Below are 22,433 nucleotides of genomic sequence, written 5' to 3'. Positions count from 1 at the left end.
TCACTTCTTCACCAGTGTCGCCACGGCCTCAACATGTGGCGACCAGAGGAACTGGTCAATCGGCGTGACACGTGTAACGCGATAGCCGCCCTTCACCAGAATGGCCAGATCGCGGGCGAGCGTCACCGGATTGCATGAAACCGCGACAACCTTCTCCACTTTGGATTTTGCCATTTCAAGCGCCTGTTCTTCCGCACCTGCGCGCGGCGGATCGAAAACCACGGCGTTATAAGGCAGCAACTCCTTCGGCATCAGCGGACGGCGGAACAGGTCGCGACGTTCGACCGAAACGGGCTTCAATCCCTGCACATGGCGCACGCCACGGTCGAGAGCCGCAAGGGCCAGCGCGTCGTTTTCAACGGCATGAACAGCGCTTTTTTCTGCAATCCGCAGCGCAAATGTGCCGACACCGCAGAAGAGATCTGCCACACGCTTGGCCTTACCGACATGGTCCAGAACAAGCTGCACCATTGCTTCCTCGGCATAGGCCGTTGCCTGCAAGAAGCAACCCGGCGGAACCGGAACCGGCACCTTGCCGAAATGGATGAGCGGCTTCTTCGGCTTGACAATGATCTCGCCTTCATGCGAAAGGCGCGCAAAGCCCTTTTTCATGACAAGCGCGGTCAGCGCGCGCCGTTGCTCATCGCTCAGCTTACCGCAACCGCTTGCCGCAAGATCGAGGCCGGATTCCGTCTGCGTCGCTGCCAGCTTGAACGGTTTGGAACCGGGTGCAATCAAGGCCCCGACTTCACGCAGATCATCAAGCCGCGCAATGATTTCCGGCACCGTGACCGCACATTCGACAATATCGATGATTTCATGGCTGAGGTGACGGTTGAAGCCGAGCAACACGCCCTTCTCCGTCTTGCGCGCCGCAAAAACAACACGGCGGCGTGTGCGCGGCTGGCAAGCCACCAGAGGCGCAACCTCCGTGTCGATCCCCCTGCCCTTCAGCGCGGAGACAACCAGTTCTCGCTTCCACAGGCGATAGGGTTCATCCTGCCAATGCTGCAGCGCGCAGCCGCCGCAATCCTCGAAATGCTGGCAGGCAGGCGCCTGCCGCTCAGGCGATGTTTCGAGAAGCGCCATAACCGTCGCGCGGTTCTTGTCGCGCGCAACATTGGCCACTTCGCCCGGCAGTGTGAAAGGCACATAAATCTGGCCATCAGGAAGGTTGGCGACGCCATCGCCGCCCGCACCAATCGAGCGGATTGTTAATTGCGTCGTCATTGGTCCTTCTTTCCTGCCAGGAGATATTCACGATTGCCATCGCCGCCTTCGATGGGCGACGGGCAGAGGCCGAGCGCGCGCCAGCCGGGCAGCGTCTCAAGCCATGATTTCAGTTCTTCAGCTATGCGTTCGCCATCTTTCGGATCGCGCAAAATGCCGCCCTTGCCGATAGCCTCGCGGCCCGCTTCAAATTGCGGCTTTACGAGAAGCGCGCAGATAGCACCTTTTTGCGCAAAGGCCAATGCCGGAGGCAAGGCGAGTTTCAGCGAAATAAAACTCACGTCCGAAACCACGCAATCGATTTCGCGTCCTTCGAGATGGGAAAGTTCCAGCGCACGAGCGTTGAGCCCTTCCTTGTTGGTGACGCGTGGATCGGCGCGCAGGGTCTCGTGCAACTGGTCGTGGCCGACATCGATGGCAAGAACATGACTTGCGCCGCGCTCCAGCAAAACTTGCGTGAAACCGCCTGTCGATGCGCCTATGTCGAGCGCGGTGCGCCCCTTCACATCAAGCTCGAAATGGTCAAGCGCCGCGATAAGCTTCAAGGCAGCGCGAGAAACATAAGCACTCGCCGGATCATCCACGGCGATCTTTGCGGTGCGCAAAACCGTCTGGCCCGGCTTGGTGACGGGCTTGCCGTCCACCTTGACCGTGCCGCGCTGGATAGCATCACGCGCCCGCGAACGCGTTGCAAACAGTCCAAGCTCCACCAGCAGTTGATCGAGCCGCAGGTTCTTGTCGCTCGTTTCTCCGCTCATCGGTCAGGCGCTGAATGGCGCTGCAACCGCCTCGCGGCCAAGAGCTGCAAACACCGCATGCACGATGCCTGCCCGGTCAAGACCGGCCTCAGCATACATAGCGTCCGGCTTGCCGTGGTCCTGATAGCTATCCGGCAATGTCAAAGCCCGCACCTTGAGGCCACGATCAAGAAGGCCGTCGGTTGCAAGGAATTGCAGTACATGGGAAGCAAACCCGCCAACAGCCCCTTCTTCCACCATCACCAGTACTTCATGTTCGTGTGCCAGACGACGGATCAGATCCTGATCGAGCGGCTTGGCAAAACGCGCATCGGCAACCGTGGTCGAAAGACCGGCAGCACCCAGCTCATCGGCGGCGGCAAGACATTCCTGCAAACGCGTCCCGAAGGACAGGAGCGCGACCTTTGTACCCTCACGCACGATGCGGCCCTTGCCGATTTCGAGCAGTTGTCCACGCTCTGGCAGGTCAACACCGACACCGTCGCCACGCGGATAGCGGAAAGAGATCGGGCCTTCATCATATTCGGCAGCCGTGCGCACCATATGGCGCAGTTCGGCTTCATCCGATGCAGCCATCACTACAAAACCGGGAAGAGCTGCAAGAAAGCCAATATCGAAGGAGCCTGCATGGGTTGGACCATCGGCGCCAACCAGTCCGGCACGGTCGATTGGGAAACGCACAGGCAGATTCTGGATCGACACGTCATGCACGACCTGATCGTAGCCACGCTGCAGGAAAGTGGAATAGATCGCGCAGAACGGTTTATAGCCCTCGCTTGCCAGACCGGCGGCGAAGGTTACCGCATGTTGCTCGGCAATACCGACATCGAATGTGCGCTGAGGAAACACTTCGCCAAAAAGATCAAGCCCGGTGCCCGATGGCATGGCGGCGGTGATTGCCACTATTCTGTCGTCGTGACGGGCTTCTTCGATCAGGCTGGTGCCGAAAATCTTGGTGTAGCTCGGTGCATTTGCAGGCGGCTTCGACTGCTTGCCGGTGATGACGTCGAACTTGTTGACGCCGTGATATTTGTCGGCGGCAGCTTCTGCAGGCGCATAGCCCTTGCCCTTCTGTGTCACCACATGAATGAGCACCGGGCCTTCCTGCGTATCGCGTACGTTTTTCAGGATCGGCAGCAGATGATCCAGATTATGGCCGTCGATAGGACCGACATAGTAAAAACCAAGTTCCTCGAACAGGGTGCCGCCTGTAAAGAAGGCACGCGCATATTCTTCTGATTTGCGGGCCTTGTCCTGCAAAAACTTCGGCAGTTTCTTGGCGACCTGCTTGGCGGCCTCGCGAACGCTGCGATAGGTCTTGCCGGAGACAAGACGCGCCAGATAGGCGCTCATCGCACCGGTCGGCGGCGCAATCGACATATCATTATCGTTGAGGATGACAATGAGGCGCGCGTCGAGCGCACCAGCATTATTCATAGCCTCATAGGCCATGCCTGCCGACATGGAGCCATCGCCAATGACGGCAATAACATTGCGCTTTTCGCCCGAAAGATCGGATGCGACCGCCATGCCGAGGCCAGCGGAAATCGATGTCGATGAATGTGCAGCACCGAAAGGATCATATTCACTTTCAGTACGCTTGGTGAAACCCGAAAGACCGCCGGTCTGGCGCAATGTGCGGATACGGTCGCGGCGCCCGGTCAAAATCTTGTGCGGATAAGCCTGATGACCAACGTCCCAGATGATACGGTCGTGCGGTGTGTCGAAGACATGGTGCAATGCCACTGTCAGCTCCACCACTCCCAGTCCCGCTCCCAGATGCCCGCCGGTGGTTGAAACCACGTCGATCAGCTCTGCACGCAATTCCTGCGCGAGCTGCGGCAGATCAGATTCCGGCAATGCGCGCAGGGCTTCCGGGATCGGCGCCTTGTCAAGCAATGGGGTCGTGGGTCGGGACATTAAAACAACCTGTTTCTGGTTCGGTTTTGTTGTCGGTATAGCAGCAACGCGACAGGATCAAGCAGGGCGGGACATCGTGTCCTACAGCGGGAGGCAATCCACATTATTCAGGCAGAGGTATGAAATCCTTCTCGTCACCGGGCACGATGTCGAAACGCCCGCTGCGCCATTCTTCCTTGGCCTGCTCTATCCTCTCTCGCGATGAGGATACGAAGTTCCACCATACATAGCGCTTCGAGCCGAGAGTTGCACCGCCAAAAAGCATAATATGAGCACCTTCCGGCCCGGCCTGCACGACAATATCGTCGCCAGGGCGGAATGCCAGCAAACGGTCCGGCGGGAAGACCTCACCGCCAATGCCGACATTGCCCTGCAGCGTATAGATGGCGCGTTCTTCGGCCACGGGCGGAATCGGAAAGCGCCCGTTCGGTTCTATACGAATATCCGCATAAAGCGTATCGGCGTGCTGGATCACTGGAGACTTCAGCCCCAGCATGGAGCCCATGATCAGCCGACCGGAGAAATCGCGATCCTCCATCACCGGCAGTTCTGGCGCATTGGTGTGAAAAAATTCCGGGCTGATTTCTTCCAGCGCATCGGGCAGCGCGAGCCAGGTCTGAATGCCGGAAATGGACAGTGGCCCGTTGCGCTCCTCTTCTGGCGATCGTTCGGAATGCACGATGCCACGACCGGCGGTCATGAGGTTCGCGTCACCGGGACGAATAACCATTTCGGTGCCGAGACTGTCTCTGTGGCGGATATGTCCGTCAAACAGATAGGTCACGGTCGAAAGTCCGATATGCGGGTGCGGGCGCACATCCAGCGCATCACCATCCCTCAGAACGGCGGGTCCCATGCGATCAAAGAAAATGAACGGCCCGACCAGACGGCGGCGCACGGTCGGCAAGGCTCGCCGCACTTCCAGTCCACCGATGTCGCTTGTGCGTGGAATGACCAGCGTTTCAATGCTGTCTACCGACGTCTTGTCGCCAAGAACCGGATCAGGACACGGAAAGAAACTCATGCAACGCAACTCCAGCTATTGCTCTACAACGCTTATATAAGCGGCGCCGTCATTTTATCGAATGTAGCCCCAAAACAAAACCGCACCGACAAGCGGTGCGGTTCGATCAGGATGCAAATTCTGTCAGCGTCCCTGCAACAGCTTGGAAAGCGAGCTGGCGTCAGGTACCTGTCCGTTTGTCGTCAGCTTGTCCACCAATCCCGGCAGAACCTGCGACAGCTGATCCAGAAGTTCCTGCTGGTCGATACCGGCGTGCTGAGCAATTTCGCTCAGTGTTTTCTGGCCGATTGCGTCGCCAAGCTGGCCCGGCTCGATTGAATGATTGGTTCCCTGGCCGACCCAGGAATCCACCTTTTCACCGAGGCCAGCCTGTTTCAACTGATCAAGGAGGCCGCCAAGACCGCCGCCCAGTGAACCCGGAGCCGAGGGAGCTGCTGAGGCATTTCCGGCAGCCGCACCGCCAAGCAGACCACCAAGCCCGCCAAGGATACCGCCAAGCAGGCCGCCGCCTGCTTGCGACTGATCCGGTACTGGTACGGGCTGCGCCTGAGTGGCCTCCGTCTCTTCGCTATTACCCTTCAGCATCTTGCCGATCAGCAGGGCGCCGAGCGCAATCAGAACCGGTTTCGCGAGGCTTCCGCCGGGAATGGGCGAATTGCCTGAGTTGTCGTCATAACTTCCCATCACACGATACTCCCTGTTATCCGATGCCAACTGTGCATTCGGTAAGTTAAAGTTAAATGGGTTTCCCGATTTGACAAGCATTATACCTTGCAAATTTTATAGCAGTGTGAAAATTTCCTAAGTGCGTGATGCAAAAGTGTATTTACGCATCGGGAGATATTAGATGTCTGTTATAAGCTGGATAATACTAGGCTTGATTGCCGGCTTCATCGGCAGCAAGATCGTTAATAAAAGTGGCCAGGGCCTGTTCCTGGATATTGCTCTCGGCATTGTCGGCGCCATTGTCGGCGGTGTGATCTCGTCTCAGCTTTTTGGACGTGGCGTCACTGGCGCTTTCGATCCGATCAGCCTTGTTATCGCGATCATCGGCTCAATAATCGTGTTGTGGGTATACCACGCAATTACCGGCAAGCGTTCCATCGGCTGATGTGATAGTTACAGATTTCAGGCTCCGGCTCGTCCGGAGCCTTTTTAGTTCTGTCGGCCGAAAGACCTGCCAATCCATGAGCTTTCTGGAACCATATATTGCAGCCTATGGCGCGCTCGCGCTTTTCGTAATCGTATATTTCGAATCTTTCGGTGCACCATTGCCCGGTGAGAGCGCCCTTATAGCAAGCTCGCTGCTTGCCTTGCATGGAACGCTCAATATCGAAGCCGTACTGATTGCCGTATTCATCGGCGCCGTACTTGGCGATTGCACCGGATACCTGATCGGCCGTTTCGGTGGCCGCCGCCTGATCCTGCGATACGGGCACCTCGTCAAGCTGACGCCTGAACGGCTGGAACAGTTCGAGAAACTTTTCGACAGCAAGGGAATTTACGTGGTCGCGACGGCTCGTTTCGTCGTGCTCCTGCGACAGCTCAACGGCATCGTTGCGGGTTCGATGAAAATGAACCCGCTGCATTTTCTGGCGGCCAATATCGTCGGAGCTGCAGGATGGACACTGGTCTGGGGCCTAGGTCCCTACATGCTGAGCGGGATTCTCGCGCCTTATGTCACCCAGCTCAAAACGCTGTTCTGAGCAGAATTATTGGACCAGTTTATTCCGGATCGAGCGGTTCGGTTCCGACCGGCTGGCCGTCGCGGCCAATGCGAATCTTCTCCACCTTGTCCTCGGCAGACTTCAGAAGCGTATCGCAATGCTTTTTCAGAGCCTCGCCACGCTCATAGATGCGAATGGACTCTTCCAGCGGCACGTCGCCCCGCTCCAGATCGTCGACGATCTTCTCAAGCTGCTTCAACGCATCCTCGAAGCTCATTACTGCAATGTCGGCGTTGGACGGTTCGGTTACCATGATTCATCCTTTCAACAACCGCGTAATATGCGTAGACGCGGACTGCGACAAGCCCTCTAGATCATATCCACCTTCAAGCACACTCACTAGCCGGTGATCGCAGAACCTTTCTGCCCGCTCCATGAGTTTGCCCGTCGCCCAGTCAAAATCCGCTTCGTCAAGATTGAGCTCGGCCAGCGGATCGCGAAAATGAGCATCGAAGCCCGCCGAAATAAGGATCAAATCTGGCCGGAAATTGTCCAAAGCGGGCAATACACGACTATTAAATGCCTCGCGGAATTCGCGGCTTCCCGTATCGGGGGAAAGCGGTGCATTGAAGATGTTGCCGACGCCGGTTTCGTCCTTCGACCCCGTTCCGGGATACAAGGGAAACTGATGCGTCGAACAGAACAGGACGCTTGGATCGTCCTTGAAAATATCCTGCGTTCCGTTGCCGTGATGGACATCCCAATCGACGATAGCGACACGTTCCGCGCCATGACGCTGCTGTGCATGACGGGCGGCAATCGCAATATTGTTGAAAAGGCAAAAGCCCATCGCAGTGGAACGCTCAGCATGATGTCCCGGCGGGCGGGCTGCAACGAACACGTTGTTTGCAGCACCGGAAAAGACATCATCGACCGCCGCTGTCGCCGCACCAATCGCCGTCAGCGCTGCATCCAGACTTTTCGGGCTGACATAGGTGTCGCCGTCAAGCTTCACCACGGGCGCTGGCGCTGCCTCGTCCGAAGCAGGCTCCGGTATTTCGGCGCGTATGGCTTCCAGATGCTTTTCCGGATGGGCAAGCAACACTGACGCCTCGTCGCCGCGCGGCGCTTCCACCCGGTCGAGCCGATAGCAATCCGGCCCCTCCAATTCGCTCATCAAGGCACGGATACGATCCGGGCGCTCGGGATGGCCGGGCGGGGTCAGATGTTCGAGATAGATCGGATGCCAGTAAAGCCGTGTCGTCATCGATTCACTATAGCATCTCACCGGCACATGACCATGACGGCCATGCGCCAGCTTTGTCTGAAGGAGACTAGATGATTTCCGTACGGGCGATGTGGATGCCGAAACCTTCAAGGCCAACATAGTGACGCTCACGCGATGCCAAAAGCACAATCGACGTGATTCCGAGATCCTTCAATATCTGCGCACCAAGGCCGATCTGACGCCATTCCTCCTCGCGGGCAACCGCTTCGGCATGGCTTTCATGCTCGCTCTGGATCGCGTCACGGGCGCGGGTGTCGTGGTGATCGGAACGCACGCCAACAGAACCTTCGCGCAGATAGACCAGTACGCCGCGACCTTCCTTGCCCATCTTTTCCATGATGGCATCGAGATTGCTGCCACCTTTGCCAAAGACATCGTTCAGCACATCTTCGCGATGCAGGCGGACCGGCACTTCCTCGCCGTCACGAATATCGCCGAACACGACGGCTACGTGCTGCATGGGTTCCCATGGCAGTTCGTAGGTGTAGGCATGGGCCGCACCTGCACAGGTCTTGACCGGTGCATCACCAACGCGCTTGACCAGCGTTTCCTTGCGCTGGCGATAGGCGATGAGGTCGGCGACCGTAACCCGATGCAGCGTGTGCTTTTCAGCAAAGGCCTTCACGTCCGGACCACGCATGACGGAACCGTCATCATTGACCAGTTCGCAGATAACGCCGATGGGCGGCAGGTTTGCGAGCTTGCAGAGGTCGACAGCGGCTTCCGTATGGCCGGAGCGCATCAAGACGCCGCCTTCGCGGGCAACCAGCGGAAAAATATGGCCGGGACGCACAAAATCCGAAGCACCGGCATTCGGGTTCGCCAGATTGCGCACGGTCAGCGTGCGGTCTTCTGCCGAAATGCCGGTCGTCGTGCCATGGCGGTAATCGACCGTCACAGTGAACGCTGTTGTGTGAGCGGATTCGTTTTCGGCAACCATCGGCGCGAGGTTGAGACGCTTGGCTTCGTCGCGAGTCATCGGCGTACAGACGATGCCGGACGTATGGCGGACGATGAAGGCCATCTTTTCCGGCGTGCAATGCACGGCGGCAACAATCAGGTCGCCTTCGTTCTCGCGCCCGTCATCATCCATGACCACAACGATTTCGCCGCGTTCGAAAGCGCGAAGCGCATCCACGACCTGTTTCTGGTTATAGCTCATTTCGACCTCTATGTGTCAGGCAACCAACGGGCCCTATCGTCGGTCAGATATGGCCAATATGGCCGAATTCAATCACATGCGGCCAGTCTGGCCCCAAGTTAGTCAGACGCGGCCAGTCTGGCCGCGGTGACGCAGATAATGATCTGCAATCGCACAGGCCACCATTGCCTCGCCGATCGGCACGGCACGAATACCCACACACGGATCGTGACGACCCTTGGTCATCACATCCACTTCCTTGCCGTCCTTGTCGATGGAGCGGCGCGGGGTCAGGATCGACGAGGTCGGCTTGACGGCGAAACGCGCCACAACCGGCGCACCAGTCGCAATGCCACCGAGAATCCCGCCAGCATGATTGGACAGGAACAGCGGCTTGCCGTCATTGCCCATGCGCATTTCGTCGGCGTTCTCTTCGCCGGTAAGACGGGCAGCCTCGAAACCGTTGCCGATTTCCACACCCTTCACGGCGTTGATCGACATCAGCAGGCTGGCAATATCCTGATCGAGCTTGCCGTAGATCGGCGCCCCGATACCCGCAGGTACACCTTCAGCAATAATCTCGATGACTGCACCGACCGACGATCCGCTTTTGCGAATGCCGTCGAGATAGTCTGCGAACAACTCGACCGAACCGGCATCCGGCGAGAAGAAAGGGTTGTTGTCCACTTCCGACCAGTTCCAGCGACGGCGGTCGATACCGTGCACGCCCATGGCCACCAGCGCGCCCTTGACCTCAAGCCCCGGCACGACCTTGCGCGCTATGGCGCCTGCTGCCACACGAGCTGCCGTTTCGCGCGCCGACGAACGCCCGCCGCCGCGATAGTCGCGAATGCCGTATTTGACGTCATAGGTATAATCGGCATGACCGGGACGATACTGACGAGCAATCTCGCCATAATCCTTCGAGCGCTGATCGGTGTTCTCGATCATCATCGAGATCGGTGTGCCAGTCGTCGTCATGGTCACGCCATCGTCGCCCAGAAGAACACCGGAAAGCACGCGCACCTGATCCGGTTCGCGGCGCTGCGTCGTATATTTGGACTGGCCGGGCTTGCGCTTGTCGAGATAGGCCTGAATTTCGGCTTCTGTGAACGTAATGCCGGGCGGGCAGCCGTCAACAACGCAACCGAGCGCCAGACCATGGCTTTCGCCCCAGGTGGTTACGCGGAACAGATGACCGAAACTATTGTGAGACATGCGCGACGCCTGAATAAATTGTCCTTGTCCGGAGCAGGTCAAGGAGAGAGCAGCTACTTTACGGCCCGGTTTTATTGAGCTTTTTGACGCCGGTCAAATCAAGCTCCTTGAGGACGTAAAATTTCCTTCTGAAGTTCGATATCCGGCATTTTTTTTGACACATTCCGCACGCTACACTGTGGGATATCCGGCGCAACGCGCTGAAAATCGCAATCACGACAATCGTGTCGAATCGGTCAGGCTACAACCCAACCCGAGGCACAACCAAAGGAACGGAAAGTCATGCATTATCTGGTCGGATTAATTCTCATCGTGGCGTCGCTTTTCTCGACGGTAGCGATGGCAGACGATGCCGAAGGCAAGATCACCGGTATCAACAAGGACAGCGAAACCATAACGCTCGATGACGGCCAGACATACAAGCTGCCCGGTGAGTTCGATTACAGCGCGATCAACAAGGGCATGAAGGTCCTTATCATTTATGACATGGTCGACAGCACGCGCTTCATCACCGACATTCAGGAAGCGCCGTAAACAAGCCCCCAGAAAGAGAATGAGCGGCTCATAAGCCGCTCTTTTCATGTGGGCTGAAACCAGCCACTTCTGACAACACGCGCCCAATCGGCGCGACCGTTGTTCTCCGCCATCCGGACCATCTGCGCCGTATCGTAGGGAATATTGCGCAGGGTTATCTGCCAGCCAGACCCGGTCTGTTCGATGACAGCGTAGGATGCATTGGGATTGCCGGTCTGGACGACGTGCGGAACCGGATGATCGTCGTCGTAACCGGGGCAACCCACGCTTCCCGGATTGACCAGCATTCGCCCATCTCCCAGGCGAACGATCCTCGGCGTGTGCGTATGCCCGCAAAAGATCAGCGACGCAGCTATATCTTCAGCTTCGGCCTCGATCTCATCTCGGGTTCGCAGAACGACTTCGCCGTTCGCGATGACTTTCTCCATCCAGTAAGTGGTATCGCTTGACGGTGTCCCGTGGCAGATGAATATCCGTCCATCGGCCAGAGACTGCGATGCCGGCATTGCAAGCAGCCATTCGATGTGTCGGTCATCAAGCTGCTGGCGCGCGACCCGATCCGACGGCCCCATATCTGCGAGCGGCTTTTCGACAAGCCAGCGATCATGATTGCCACGAATGCAGATCATTTCTCGCGCCATCAGCATATCTGCTGTCTCACGCGCGGCCAAAGGACCACTTAGATGATCGCCGAGATTGATAATCGTCTGGATTTGCAAAGCATCGATATCGGCCAGCACTGCAGCCAAGGCGTCACTGTTACCGTGAATATCCGATATGACCGCGAAACGTTCGAAGGGCATAAAACGCCTCCACCGCTGGCAAAATTATGTTTACGGTCACTATAGACTGATTTGCGGGATCAAACCCACTCCAGCTTGCCGTTTGCAAACTTCAGAATCTTGTCCTGCGGGATGGAAAGATTGGCAGCGGCATGGCCATCCATGTTCCCGTAGAGGTAAAACAGCGTGCGAATGCAGCCACCATGCGTCACGCAGATAGTCGGCCATTCCACGGCTTCCACCCAGCGCCCTATGCGGCGCGACAGGCCCATGTAGCTCTCGGCGGTTGTGCCCGGCGGCACGAAATTCCACTTGTCGCGGGCGCGCGCTTCCAGAAGGTCTTCACGCTCTCTGGCAATGTCTTCCATCATGAAGCCCTGCCAGTCGCCGAAATTGACTTCCATCAGTTGCGGATCGGTGCGGTATTCATACGGATCAAGACCCATGCGCAAACGGATACGTTCCATCGTCTCGCGCGTGCGTCGCAGCGGGCTTGCAACGAAGTCGAAGCCTGCACCCTCGCCAATCAGCGATTTCAGCATATCGCCGTTGCGGTCGGCCTGGCTGCGCCCATTATCGTTGATATCGATATCAAGCTGCCCCTGAATACGCTGCGAAACATTCCAGTCTGTCTCGCCGTGACGCGAAAAGTAGATGATCTCCCGAGCCACAGCCCTACCCCTATCTGCCGCCAATGAATAATCTGGATAACTTCCCCGCAGCGGGAAAGACAAAGAAAAATCCCGAAAAGCCGGTCAGCCTTTCGGGATTTTGTATTCGTTGCTTCAGTCTTTCACGACCGAAATATCCGGAGCGTCAACCGCTTTCATGCCAATGACATGATAGCCGCTATCCGCGTGATGAACTTCGCCAGTCACCGAACGGGACAGGTCGGAAAGGAAATAGAGGCCGACATCGCCCACTTCCTCGATGGTGACGGTACGGCGCAGCGGCGCGTTGTACTCGTTCCACTTGAGGATATAGCGGAAGTCACCGATGCCCGAAGCGGCAAGCGTCTTGATCGGGCCAGCCGAGATTGCATTGACGCGGATGTTCTGGGGGCCAAGATCGACGGCGAGATACTTCACGCTTGCTTCGAGAGCAGCCTTGGCAACACCCATGACATTGTAGTTCGGCATGACCTTTTCGGCGCCGTAATAGGTCAGCGTCAAGATGGAGCCGCCGTCCGCCATCAGCTTTTCCGCGCGACGCGAAATAGCCGTCAGCGAATAGACCGAGATCAGCATCGTGTTGGTGAAGTTGGCTTCCGACGTATCGACATAACGACCCGTCAGCTCATCCTTGTCGGAAAAGCCGATGGCATGCACCACGAAATCGAGCTTGCCCCACTTCTTTTCAAGCGTCTCGAAAACAGCATCCATGCTGGCAGCATCAGCCACATCGCAATGTCCTGCCACGAATGCGCCGAGCTCTTCAGCCAGCGGTTCGACACGCTTCTTCAATGCATCGCCCTGATAGGTGAATGCGAGCTCTGCGCCTGCATCACGAGCGGCCTTGGCAATACCCCATGCGATGGAGCGGTTGTTGGCGACGCCCAGAATCAATCCACGCTTGCCCTGCAACAAACCTGACTGTGCGGTCATTAGGGGTCCTCATTGAAAACAATTAACTTGTTGCCCTATCGCACAGGCTCGGCTCTCCTTCAAGCAATTGCAGTGAAAAAGCCGGGCATTGTCACTTTACTGCCGCAAAGAGACAACACCCGGCTTTAAACGATTGAAGTCGAGTTTTGGTTAAGCCTGTGCAACGATTGAGCATTTTCAGGGCGTGATGCGCTAGCGTCTCAGCGTCCTGGTATCAGGCGACTCTGCGCTTTTGCAGGAATTCTTCCAGTTCCTTGTCGCCGCCTTCCGGCAGCATGATCCGCACATGAACGTAGAGATCGCCGCGCCCATCAGCTTTCAACGGGAGGCCTTTTTCTTTCAGGCGCAGCACGCGATCGGAACTCGACCAGGCCGGAATTTTGACTGCGATACGCCCATCCAGCGTTTCGACTTCCTGCTTGCCGCCCAGAACCGCATCGGCAAGCTCGACCGGCATATCTACATGGACATCACGTCCTTCGAGGCGAAACCGCGGATGTGCCTTGAAGTGTATCGTGACCAGCGCATCGCCTGCCGTTCCGCCCATCAACGGCTCGCCCTGCCCTTTCAGGCGAATGGTCTGACCGTCTTCAACGAATCTCGGCAACTTGATCTTCAGGTGCTTGCCATTCGGGAAGATCGCCTCGACCTTCTCCGCACCGGCCGCCTGCTCCAGCGTAATATTAATAGACGCGGAAAGGTCAGCTCCCTTGGCCGGGCCGCGCTGACGCGCACCACCACCAGCACGGGCGCCTCCACCGAAAGCGCCGCCGAAAAGGTCGTTCAGAATATCATCCGCGCCGCCGAAACCGCCGCCTTGCTGAAAGCCGCCGGGACCAGAACGGAATTCAAAGTGACTGTTGCCGTCGCCACCTTGCCGGAAACCGGCAAACGGGTCGCCATGAGCGCCGCCGAAGCCCTGTCCGCCGGTGAAACCCTGAAAGGCAGGCTTGCCTTCGGCATCTATCTCGCCCCGGTCAAACTGACCACGCTTGTCCTTGTCGCCCACAATTTCATAGGCCTGGTTCAGTTCTGCAAAGCGCTCCTGCGCTTTCGGATCATCCTTGTTCTGATCCGGATGGTGCTTTTTGGCCAGTTTGCGAAAAGCCGATTTTATTTCCTCGGGCTTCGCCGTTTTGGCGACGCCCAGCACGCTATAGGGATCGCGCATATAGTTCCTCTTTCAGGAAAATAACTATGAGATGAGTAAGACTCGTTGCCCATAATATGCGCATATGGCCGGAAAAGTTCCAGTCAGGCCGGGCTTTTCTTTTCAAATGGGCGCGAACGAAGTCACCGTCCATTGACCACCACGCTGCATGCAGGTTTCGCCGCGATAGATGGAAACACCGTCAAAAGCTTCACGCGAGGTTTCGAATTCGCGGCAAAGCTGGTTGTTCTTGCTGTTCTCGGCAATGGTGGTGATCGTGCCCTGGCTGCCCGTATCGGGATTGGCCCACGGTACGGGCTTCTTGCCCCATTCCGTGAAATTGAGCGCTGAAACAACGTTCCTGATCGCGGATTGGTCGGAAAGCTTGCCAGTATCGGTCTCAACCGGCTGCGGCTGTTTCACCGATCCGGTGATCGTGGAAGAATCGGGAACGGCCTTTTCAATGCTCACGCCACCCATGGCGCAACCGGCAAGCGAGAGAATGCATATGCCAATCACGGCCTTGCGCAGCGCATTTGCGCGGCAGCTCAGGCTCCAGAGATTGTCCTTGTGGCGAAGCGTCTCGACAGCCAACGCTATTCCCTTATTTTTACACGCTAAAGATGCAGGGATTATGAGTGAACTTGAGTTAACAAGCAGTGTGCCGGAAAGGTAAACAAATCGGAATCGGAGCACAACGCCCAACTCCGCACTTTATTCAGCCATCAAACGATGTGCCCGGCTTTCTGCATCCGGTTCGAGAAAGGTCAATCAACCGGCAGCTCGTTGCCCGTCCGAAAATGAAGAGCACAGCGCGTTCACCGTCGCCGTGCGTGTTGCGTAGCCGTTCCGGCCAGCCTGCTTTACCTTGTAAAGCGCAAGATCGGCCCGGGCAAAAACGTCAAGGTCACTCGTTTCGTTGTCGCGTTCCTCACTGGCAATGCCGATACTGACAGTCATGGCGAGTTTCTGTCCATTGAAGGCAAGCGGGGCATCGTTGATCGCCCTGACGATGTCGCGTGCGATTTCCGTCGCTTCCTGCTCGTCCATCTTTGTCAGCAGAATGGAAAACTCATCACCGCCGAGACGTGCCAGCACACCGCGCCGATTAAGGACGTCGACCGCCACATCGGCAAAATGCACGAGCGCCTGATCGCCCAGCCCATGACCATAGGTGTCGTTCCATTGTTTGAAATTATCGATGTCGATCAGCATGACGCTATAGGCTGTACCGTCCTCGCTGAACGCCAACTCCGCCCTTGCGAGTCTTTTCATGAAATGACGGCGGTTCGGAAGCCCGGTCAGCTCGTCCGTTTCTGCTACCTTGGCCATATCGCCATGCAAGCGGTTCATCGCCATGACGATAAAGCCGAAATTCCAGATCATGCCGCTATAGATCACACAGACAAGCGCATAGCTTTCGATGGTAAAATAGAGCGACTGATCGAACTCACCCACCCATGCGGCGATGTTCAGCGAGGTCTCAATGGCGTGCCCAATGATACCGAGCAAAAAGGCCATGATCGCAATCTGACCGCCGAGACCGATGCCCTTCTGCCGGGCCAGATAGAAAACCGTCATCCCCATGGGCACTGACTGCCCCACGGCATAAGCTATGTTGCGCCCCTGCCAGCTCGAATGAAACGCCGCCATGACGGCGAAACTTGCGAGCGATATTCCCATCGCCAGCCGCCAGCCGCCTTTGTGGCCATAGAAATAACGCGCACCGACCCAGGCAAGGCAGAAACCGTAAATGATGATGGTATTACCGGTGACCGCAGGCCAGAACGCGCCCTCATTACCCTGCAGCGAAAGCACGAAGCCTCCGACCAACAGAAGCGTCGTCGAAAGAAGCCAGATTCTGGCAGGCCGGAATTTGCGATAAGAGAAGGCGATAGCGGTCCAGATGATGCAGACCGTCAGCGAATTTAAGAGAATTACAATATAAAGCGTCAAAAAGTCGAGTTTTGGCATAGCCCCCACCTTGACCGGCGCCCTACAAGAAGTTGCCCGCTAAGTAAAGCCATGTCGAACCCTGCGACGACACATCCCGGCAAGACCATGGACAAAATGCCGGTTATGGAAGAAGCTCCCTCCCGACCCGCCCCATTGGGGTTTCTTTGGCGGGGATTCCCTTGCAGGATGATCCGCAAATTCCGACAGGCTTTTGAAATATCCAAAATGACAAACGCAAGCGACGACTTCACCGAATCCTCCCAGCCGTTCAAACTTTTTGCAGACTGGCTGACCGACGCCAAAGCGAGCGAACCGAACGATCCGAATGCGGTCGCGCTGGCAACAGTCGATCCCGACGGCCTGCCCAATGTGCGCATGGTGCTGTTGAAGGATTTCGACGAACAGGGATTCGTCTTCTACACCAATTATGAAAGCACCAAGGGCAAGGAAATCCTGTCAGCGGAAAAGGCTGCGATGTGCTTCCATTGGAAGACGCTGCGCCGTCAGGTGCGCGTGCGCGGCGCGGTGGAGAAAGTCAGCGATGCCGAGGCCGATGCCTATTACGCTTCACGCCCGCGCGGCAGCCGCATCGGCGCCTGGGCATCCAAGCAGTCACGCCCGCTGGAAAGCCGTTTCGCGCTGGAAAAGGCCGTTGCGGAATATACCGCAAAATATGCCATCGGCGACATTCCACGCCCGTCCTACTGGTCGGGTTTCCGTATTCGTCCGGTCTCGATTGAATTCTGGCATGACAGGGCCTTCCGCCTGCATGACCGCGTTCTGTTCACACGTCCCGCACCTGAGGGCGACTGGAACAAGGAACGGCTTTATCCATGATCCCATAATAAGAAGGCCACCGGACACGGTGGCCTTCTTATTTATACCAGCGGCTTGACCGCCACCCAGAGACTTCCGAGAACGAGCCCGAGGAAAATCAGCCAGCCAACAATATTGTTGGATTTGAACAGTTTCAGGCACTGGTCGGGATTGTCGATATCGAGCACGATGATCTGGCGATAGAGATGCACGCCTGCTGCGAGCAATCCGGCCAGTGCTGGCATCGGCACCTGTGCCACGGCAAAAGCGGCGGCAAAGAAGCCGATAGCACCACCATACAGGATCATCAGCGCCGTCTTGGTGTGCTTGCCGAACAGACGCGCCGTGGAGCGCACGCCCACCAGCGCGTCGTCTTCCTTGTCCTGATGCGCGTAGATCGTGTCATAGCCGATCGTCCACAGGATCGCGCCGATATAGAGAAGCACCGGCGCAAGGCTGAGTGAACCCTCCACCGCAGCCCAGCCCATGAGTGCGCCCCATGAGAACGCAAGACCAAGCACGAATTGCGGCCAGTTGGTAATGCGCTTCATGAAAGGATAAGCGGCGACGATCAGAAGCGAGAAAATGCCAAGCCCGATCGAGAACCAGTTGAACTGCAGCACCACCACAAGACCAACCAGCGCCTGCAGAACCAGAAAAATCTTGGCCTGACCACGTGTCACCTGCCCCGACGGCAGTGGCCTTGAACGCGTGCGATCCACCTTGTCGTCAATATCCTGATCGACAAGATCGTTATAGGTGCAGCCGGAGCCACGCATGGCAATGGCGCCGATCAGGAACAGAACGAGATGCCAGATCGAAGGCATGACGGCCCAGGCGCCATCGCCCGGCTTGGCGCCCGCACCTGCCACCAACGCTGCCGACCACCAGCATGGCCAGAGCAGGAGCTGCCATCCGATGGGACGATCCCAGCGGGCGAGCTGCGCATAGGGCCAGAGCCAGTGCGGCAGCAGCTTATAGACCCAATGGCCCGATGGAGCATCCTTTACACGCCCTTGCGCATTGCGTGACTGAATCGATCCGTGTAGTTCGGGCTGTGACATGGCGAAATCCTTGATATATGCAGCCATCACTATAACCCCGACGAAGACGGAGCAAGCAATGAGAGTTCTTTTAATCGGTTCTGGCGGTCGTGAACATGCTCTGGCCTGGAAACTGTCCGCTTCTCCGTCACTGACAAAACTCTATTGCGCTCCCGGCAATCCGGGCATTGCGACGATCGCGGAACTCGTCGACATCGGTGTCGATGACCATCAGGCTCTGATTGCTTTCGCCAAGGACAAGAAGATCGATCTCGTGGTGGTCGGGCCTGAAGCACCACTGGTGGCTGGCCTTTCCGATGAAATGCGTGCCGAGGGTATCCGTGTGTTCGGCCCCTCCAAGGCTGCGGCACAGCTTGAAGGGTCGAAGGGTTTCACCAAGGATCTCTGCGCGCGCTTCGATATTCCGACAGGCGCTTATGGCCGCTTCAACAATGCGCCCAAGGCCAAGGCCTATATCCGCCAGCAGGGTGCGCCCATCGTCGTCAAGGCCGACGGGCTTGCAGCAGGCAAGGGCGTGATCGTTGCGATGACGCTCGATGAAGCGCTCGGCGCCGTGGATGCCTGTTTCGAAGGTGCATTCGGTTCCGCCGGTGCCGAAGTGGTGGTTGAGGAATTTCTGGACGGCGAAGAAGCAAGCTTCTTCTGCATATGCGATGGCAAGACCGCCTTGCCGCTCGGCTCGGCGCAAGATCACAAGCGTGTCGGCGACGGCGACACCGGCCCGAATACAGGCGGCATGGGTGCCTATGCTCCAGCTCCGGTCATGACGCCGGAAATCGTCGAACGCACCATGCGCGAACTGATCGAACCGACCATGCGCGGCATGGCGGAAATCGGCGCGCCCTTCTCCGGCATTTTGTTCCTCGGCCTGATGATCGGCAAGGACGGCCCGAAGCTCATCGAATACAACACCCGTTTCGGTGACCCGGAATGCCAGGTGCTTATGATGCGCCTCAACAGCGACCTGCTCGCGCTCATCAATGCTGCCGTGGACGGCAAACTTGATGAAGTCTCGCTCGACTGGAAAAACCAGCCTGCGCTGACGGTTGTGATGGCTGCGGAGGGCTATCCGTCCAATGTGAAGAAGGGCAGCGTCATCCGCGATCTCGACAAGCTCGAAGGCATTGATGGCGTCAAACTCTTCCACGCGGGAACGGCGGAGAAGGACGGCAGCATCGTTGCCAGCGGAGGCCGCGTGCTCAACATCACTGCCATTGCCGACACGGTCGCCGAAGCACAGGCGCGCGCCTATGAAGCCGTAAAGCTCATCGACTGGCCGGAAGGCTTCTATCGCTCCGATATCGGCTGGCGCGCTGTCGAGCGGGAAACCCAAGCCGACAAGAAATAGCCTCGACAGCATTATCTGTAACCGCCGAGTTTCGGCCTCACAGGCGGACAATGCCTAGTGGATTGCATTTGACGTTTGATATCCGTCCGATATTAATCCCGTTTCAAACGTCAAATTCGAAAAATCCACGAGATTGTTCACCTCCGTACAAATGGCTGTGAAGCCGCAGCACAATATTGACGTTTACGTAATAAGCCGATAGCTCTTGTATTGAACAGCCAAAATGGCTCCTGCCGGATTGCATGAAGCACCGGCGCAGGGCGGGCTTCCGAGGAGAAGTCCGCGAAACATACTCGGAGGAAAGATGTATCGCGCGCCGGTTTCTGAAATTTCCCATACGCTGATGAAGGTTGCAGGGCTGGAGAAAGCCCTCGATGACAACCGCTTCCCCGATTTTTCCGCCGATCTTGCCGCTGCCATTCTGGAAGAAGCCGGCAAGTTTGCCTCAGAGCGCGTCGAGCCTCTGCGCATCACCGGCGACAAGCATGGCGCGACCGTCAAGGACGGCGTTGTCACCACCGCGCCGGGCTGGAAAGAGCTATATCGCGACTGGATCGAAGGCGGCTGGAACTCGCTGACCGGCACGCCGGAATATGGCGGTCAGGGCCTGCCCACGATGATGTCGGTGGCAGTGAGCGAAATGTGGAACTCCGGGACGCTTGCCTTCGCCATCGCGCCGACACTGACCATGGGCGCAGTCGAAGCGGTCGAAAAGCACGCCTCCAAGGAGTTGAAGGACATCTATCTCGAAAAGCTCATCAGCGGCGAGTGGATGGGCACGATGAATCTGACTGAACCGCACGCCGGTTCCGATCTTGGTGTACTGCGTACCCGTGCGGAACGCGCCGGTGACGGCAGCTACCGCATCTTCGGCCAGAAGATTTTCATCACCTATGGCGAGCATGACCTGACCGACAATATCGTGCATCTGGTGCTGGCGCGCCTGCCCGATGCCCCGGCCGGGACGAAGGGCATTTCGCTCTTCCTCGTACCCAAATTCCTCGTCAACGATGATGGCTCGCTTGGCCGCAGGAACGATCTGTTCTGCTCCGGCCTTGAGCACAAGATGGGCATCCATGCCTCGCCAACCTGCACCATGATCTATGGTGATGGTTTCGTGAAGGGTGAAGAACAGGGCGCCGTCGGCTACCTGATCGGCGAGGAAAATCGTGGGCTGGCCTGCATGTTCACCATGATGAACAATGCGCGTCTTCTGGTCGGCATTCAGGGTGTCGGCGTTGCCGAGGCCGCTTATCAACAGGCCCTTGCCTATGCCAAGGAGCGCAAGCAGGGCCGCGCCATCGGTGCTGATCCTAAGCAAGGCATGAGCCCGATTATCGAGCATCCCGATGTACAGCGCATGTTGCTGACCATGAAGGCGCTAACGCAGGTTGCCCGTTCGATCACCTATTCCTGCGCACATGCCATCGACATGAGCCATGCAACGGAGGGCACGGACCAGCAGTTCTGGTCAGATCGCGCCGGTCTGCTGACGCCGCTCGCCAAGAGCTTTGCGACCGATGCAGGCGTGGATGTCGCTTCGCTGGGCATCCAGATTCACGGCGGTATGGGCTTCATCGAAGAGACAGGTGCAGCGCAATTGCTGCGCGATGCCCGGATCACCCCGATCTACGAAGGCACCAACGGCATTCAGGCCATCGACCTCGTGGCGCGCAAGCTGCCGCTTGGACATGGCGAGCATATCAAGGGCTTCCTTGCAGAATTGCAGGACGACGCCGACAAGGCCGCCGCATCCAATCGTCCGGAACTCGGCGAAACCGGCGCTCGCCTTTCCAAGGCCATCAATGAGGCCCGCGAAGCCACGGACTGGCTGCAAAAGGCAGTTGCCGAAGGACAGCTTGAGGCAGCACTTGCCGGAGCCACGCCTTATCAGCGGCTTTTGTCGCTCGTTTCCGGCGGCGCCTATCTCGCGCGTGCGGCGCTCGCGGATGACGATAGCGGCCGCGCAGTGCTGAGCCGCTTCTTTGCGGAAAATATGCTTGCCGAAGTATCGTCCCTGAAAGACACAGTCATCACCGGCGCTGCCAGCCTTGCCGCCGCCAAATCCGCGCTGGAGGCATAAGCATGAGCGAACACATCCTGATCGAGCGCAAAGGCGCGATCCAGATCATCCGTCTTAACCGGACCGACAAGAAAAACGCCATTACCCGCGCCATGTATGCCACCATGGCAAAGGCGCTCAAGGACGGCGATGCCGATGACGCGGTGCGTGTGCATGTGTTTCTCGGGGTTCCAGGTGCATTCTCATCCGGCAACGACATGCAGGATTTCATGGCGGCTGCGATGGGCGGCGATCTCGGCAACGACATTCTGGATTTTCTGGGTGCTCTTTCCAGCGCAAAAAAGCCGATCGTTTCCGGTGTCGATGGCCTTGCCATCGGCATCGGCACGACCATCCACCTGCATTGCGACCTGACATTTGCAACATCGCGGGCCTTGTTCCGCACGCCTTTCGTCGATCTTGGCCTTGTGCCGGAAGCAGCTTCCAGTCTGCTGGCACCACCGCTGATGGGACATCAGAAGGCATTTGCCCTGCTGGCGCTCGGTCATGGATTTACCGCGGAAGCCGCACAGGAAGCCGGGATCGTCTATCAGATCGTTGCCGAAGATGCGCTGGAAACGGAAGTGATGAAGGCCGCAGAAGAAATCGCTGCCAAGCCTCCGCAGGCCATGCAGATCGCCCGTGCGCTGATGCGCATGCCAGCTGAAAAAGTTTCCGAACGTATTGCACGTGAGGCCAAACATTTTGCTGAACGGCTTACCTCGGATGAAGCCCGCGAGGCCGTCATGGCATTTCTCAGCCGAAAAAAATAAACCCGAACGTTGTGAACGTTCGGGGGCTTTTTGGAGGTCAGCCAAGGTTTTTTTGAAGGGGTCGCCTTATCTCAGGCGACCCTTTACCCTTTCTAGAG

General features: G+C 57.5%; 23 protein-coding genes. 7 read left to right on the top strand and 16 right to left on the bottom strand.

Annotation, left to right across the window (positions count from 1 at the left end; translation table 11 throughout):
- The 5 genes from KWJ32_RS08855 to KWJ32_RS08835 form a co-directional block, all read right to left on the bottom strand.
- Window positions 1–1,230, bottom strand: a complete 1,230-nt coding sequence (locus tag KWJ32_RS08855; protein WP_125301859.1) for a class I SAM-dependent RNA methyltransferase — start codon at window positions 1,228–1,230, stop codon at window positions 1–3.
- Complete coding sequence (locus KWJ32_RS08850) at window positions 1,227–1,988, bottom strand: TlyA family RNA methyltransferase (RefSeq protein WP_125301861.1); 762 nt, start codon at window positions 1,986–1,988, stop codon at window positions 1,227–1,229. Before KWJ32_RS08850 ends, KWJ32_RS08855 begins: the two co-directional genes overlap by 4 nt.
- 3 nt (window positions 1,989–1,991) lie before the next feature.
- Window positions 1,992–3,908 (bottom strand): 1-deoxy-D-xylulose-5-phosphate synthase, encoded by a 1,917-nt coding sequence (gene dxs / locus KWJ32_RS08845; RefSeq protein ID WP_151609752.1) that lies wholly within the window; start codon window positions 3,906–3,908, stop codon window positions 1,992–1,994.
- Between the two features lie 103 nt (window positions 3,909–4,011).
- The gene (locus KWJ32_RS08840) at window positions 4,012–4,932 is read right to left on the bottom strand and encodes a pirin family protein (protein ID WP_012090817.1); all 921 of its coding nucleotides are present in this window, start codon (window positions 4,930–4,932) and stop codon (window positions 4,012–4,014) included.
- 123 nt (window positions 4,933–5,055) lie between these two features.
- Window positions 5,056–5,616, bottom strand: coding sequence for a YidB family protein (locus KWJ32_RS08835; protein WP_012090816.1), 561 nt, complete (start codon window positions 5,614–5,616; stop codon window positions 5,056–5,058).
- Between the two features lie 163 nt (window positions 5,617–5,779).
- Between KWJ32_RS08835 and KWJ32_RS08830 the strand changes: the two genes are divergently transcribed.
- Both KWJ32_RS08830 and KWJ32_RS08825 read left to right on the top strand, forming a co-directional pair.
- A complete protein-coding gene (locus KWJ32_RS08830) occupies window positions 5,780–6,043 on the top strand; it encodes a GlsB/YeaQ/YmgE family stress response membrane protein (protein WP_006466196.1) in 264 nt (87 codons plus the stop codon).
- A 76-nt stretch (window positions 6,044–6,119) separates the two neighbouring features.
- Window positions 6,120–6,638 (top strand): DedA family protein, encoded by a 519-nt coding sequence (locus KWJ32_RS08825; protein WP_010658363.1) that lies wholly within the window; start codon window positions 6,120–6,122, stop codon window positions 6,636–6,638.
- 19 nt (window positions 6,639–6,657) lie between these two features.
- Here the strand turns inward: KWJ32_RS08825 and KWJ32_RS08820 are convergent, their stop codons facing one another.
- The 4 genes from KWJ32_RS08820 to aroC all read right to left on the bottom strand — a co-directional run bounded on the left by KWJ32_RS08820 (window position 6,658) and on the right by aroC (window position 10,246).
- The gene (locus tag KWJ32_RS08820; RefSeq protein ID WP_002963588.1) at window positions 6,658–6,912 is read right to left on the bottom strand and encodes an exodeoxyribonuclease VII small subunit; all 255 of its coding nucleotides are present in this window, start codon (window positions 6,910–6,912) and stop codon (window positions 6,658–6,660) included.
- A gap of 3 nt (window positions 6,913–6,915) precedes the next feature.
- Window positions 6,916–7,866 carry a histone deacetylase family protein gene (locus KWJ32_RS08815; RefSeq protein WP_125301866.1) on the bottom strand — a complete coding sequence of 317 codons (951 nt, stop codon included), beginning with the start codon at window positions 7,864–7,866 and terminating at the stop codon, window positions 6,916–6,918.
- Window positions 7,867–7,933: 67 nt separating this feature from the next.
- Window positions 7,934–9,049 (bottom strand): 3,4-dihydroxy-2-butanone-4-phosphate synthase, encoded by a 1,116-nt coding sequence (ribB, locus tag KWJ32_RS08810; RefSeq protein WP_012090813.1) that lies wholly within the window; start codon window positions 9,047–9,049, stop codon window positions 7,934–7,936.
- 102 nt (window positions 9,050–9,151) lie between these two features.
- The gene (aroC, locus tag KWJ32_RS08805) at window positions 9,152–10,246 is read right to left on the bottom strand and encodes a chorismate synthase (RefSeq protein WP_010658360.1); all 1,095 of its coding nucleotides are present in this window, start codon (window positions 10,244–10,246) and stop codon (window positions 9,152–9,154) included.
- Window positions 10,247–10,528: 282 nt separating this feature from the next.
- Here aroC and KWJ32_RS08800 point away from each other — a divergent pair, with 282 nt between their 5' ends.
- Complete coding sequence (locus tag KWJ32_RS08800) at window positions 10,529–10,780, top strand: DUF1344 domain-containing protein (RefSeq protein WP_010658359.1); 252 nt, start codon at window positions 10,529–10,531, stop codon at window positions 10,778–10,780.
- 44 nt (window positions 10,781–10,824) lie between these two features.
- Here KWJ32_RS08800 and KWJ32_RS08795 read toward each other — a convergent pair whose 3' ends face one another.
- The 6 genes from KWJ32_RS08795 to KWJ32_RS08770 all read right to left on the bottom strand — a co-directional run bounded on the left by KWJ32_RS08795 (window position 10,825) and on the right by KWJ32_RS08770 (window position 16,290).
- A complete protein-coding gene (locus KWJ32_RS08795) occupies window positions 10,825–11,583 on the bottom strand; it encodes a metallophosphoesterase family protein (RefSeq protein WP_125301869.1) in 759 nt (252 codons plus the stop codon).
- A gap of 59 nt (window positions 11,584–11,642) precedes the next feature.
- Window positions 11,643–12,233, bottom strand: coding sequence for a histidine phosphatase family protein (locus KWJ32_RS08790; protein ID WP_029925580.1), 591 nt, complete (start codon window positions 12,231–12,233; stop codon window positions 11,643–11,645).
- Window positions 12,234–12,347: 114 nt separating this feature from the next.
- Window positions 12,348–13,166, bottom strand: coding sequence for an enoyl-ACP reductase FabI (gene fabI / locus KWJ32_RS08785; RefSeq protein WP_010658356.1), 819 nt, complete (start codon window positions 13,164–13,166; stop codon window positions 12,348–12,350).
- Window positions 13,167–13,380: 214 nt separating this feature from the next.
- On the bottom strand, window positions 13,381–14,337 hold the full coding sequence (locus tag KWJ32_RS08780) for a DnaJ C-terminal domain-containing protein (RefSeq protein WP_036581419.1): 957 nt from the start codon (window positions 14,335–14,337) through the stop codon (window positions 13,381–13,383).
- Between the two features lie 102 nt (window positions 14,338–14,439).
- Window positions 14,440–14,868: an RT0821/Lpp0805 family surface protein gene (locus KWJ32_RS08775; protein WP_236020272.1), complete on the bottom strand. Its 429-nt coding sequence runs from the start codon at window positions 14,866–14,868 to the stop codon at window positions 14,440–14,442.
- A gap of 219 nt (window positions 14,869–15,087) precedes the next feature.
- Window positions 15,088–16,290 carry a GGDEF domain-containing protein gene (locus KWJ32_RS08770; protein WP_151609750.1) on the bottom strand — a complete coding sequence of 401 codons (1,203 nt, stop codon included), beginning with the start codon at window positions 16,288–16,290 and terminating at the stop codon, window positions 15,088–15,090.
- A 207-nt stretch (window positions 16,291–16,497) separates the two neighbouring features.
- Here KWJ32_RS08770 and pdxH point away from each other — a divergent pair, with 207 nt between their 5' ends.
- On the top strand, window positions 16,498–17,109 hold the full coding sequence (gene pdxH / locus KWJ32_RS08765; protein WP_029375899.1) for a pyridoxamine 5'-phosphate oxidase: 612 nt from the start codon (window positions 16,498–16,500) through the stop codon (window positions 17,107–17,109).
- A gap of 41 nt (window positions 17,110–17,150) precedes the next feature.
- Here pdxH and ubiA read toward each other — a convergent pair whose 3' ends face one another.
- Window positions 17,151–18,152, bottom strand: a complete 1,002-nt coding sequence (gene ubiA / locus KWJ32_RS08760; protein WP_029925587.1) for a 4-hydroxybenzoate octaprenyltransferase — start codon at window positions 18,150–18,152, stop codon at window positions 17,151–17,153.
- Between the two features lie 58 nt (window positions 18,153–18,210).
- Here ubiA and purD point away from each other — a divergent pair, with 58 nt between their 5' ends.
- The 3 genes from purD (at window position 18,211) to KWJ32_RS08745 (ending at window position 22,335) form a co-directional block, all read left to right on the top strand.
- Window positions 18,211–19,500: a phosphoribosylamine--glycine ligase gene (gene purD, locus KWJ32_RS08755; RefSeq protein WP_151609748.1), complete on the top strand. Its 1,290-nt coding sequence runs from the start codon at window positions 18,211–18,213 to the stop codon at window positions 19,498–19,500.
- Between the two features lie 304 nt (window positions 19,501–19,804).
- Window positions 19,805–21,583: an acyl-CoA dehydrogenase gene (locus tag KWJ32_RS08750; protein WP_040129807.1), complete on the top strand. Its 1,779-nt coding sequence runs from the start codon at window positions 19,805–19,807 to the stop codon at window positions 21,581–21,583.
- A 2-nt stretch (window positions 21,584–21,585) separates the two neighbouring features.
- The gene (locus KWJ32_RS08745; RefSeq protein ID WP_151606455.1) at window positions 21,586–22,335 is read left to right on the top strand and encodes a crotonase/enoyl-CoA hydratase family protein; all 750 of its coding nucleotides are present in this window, start codon (window positions 21,586–21,588) and stop codon (window positions 22,333–22,335) included.
- The last annotated feature ends 98 nt before the right edge of the window (window positions 22,336–22,433 follow it).

The sequence above is a fragment of the Ochrobactrum sp. BTU2 genome (genome assembly GCF_024539785.1).
GTDB classification, from domain to species: domain Bacteria; phylum Pseudomonadota; class Alphaproteobacteria; order Rhizobiales; family Rhizobiaceae; genus Brucella; species Brucella anthropi.
The sequence above is the reverse complement of the archived record's forward strand: the minus strand, read 5'-3'. Positions and strand labels throughout refer to the sequence as shown.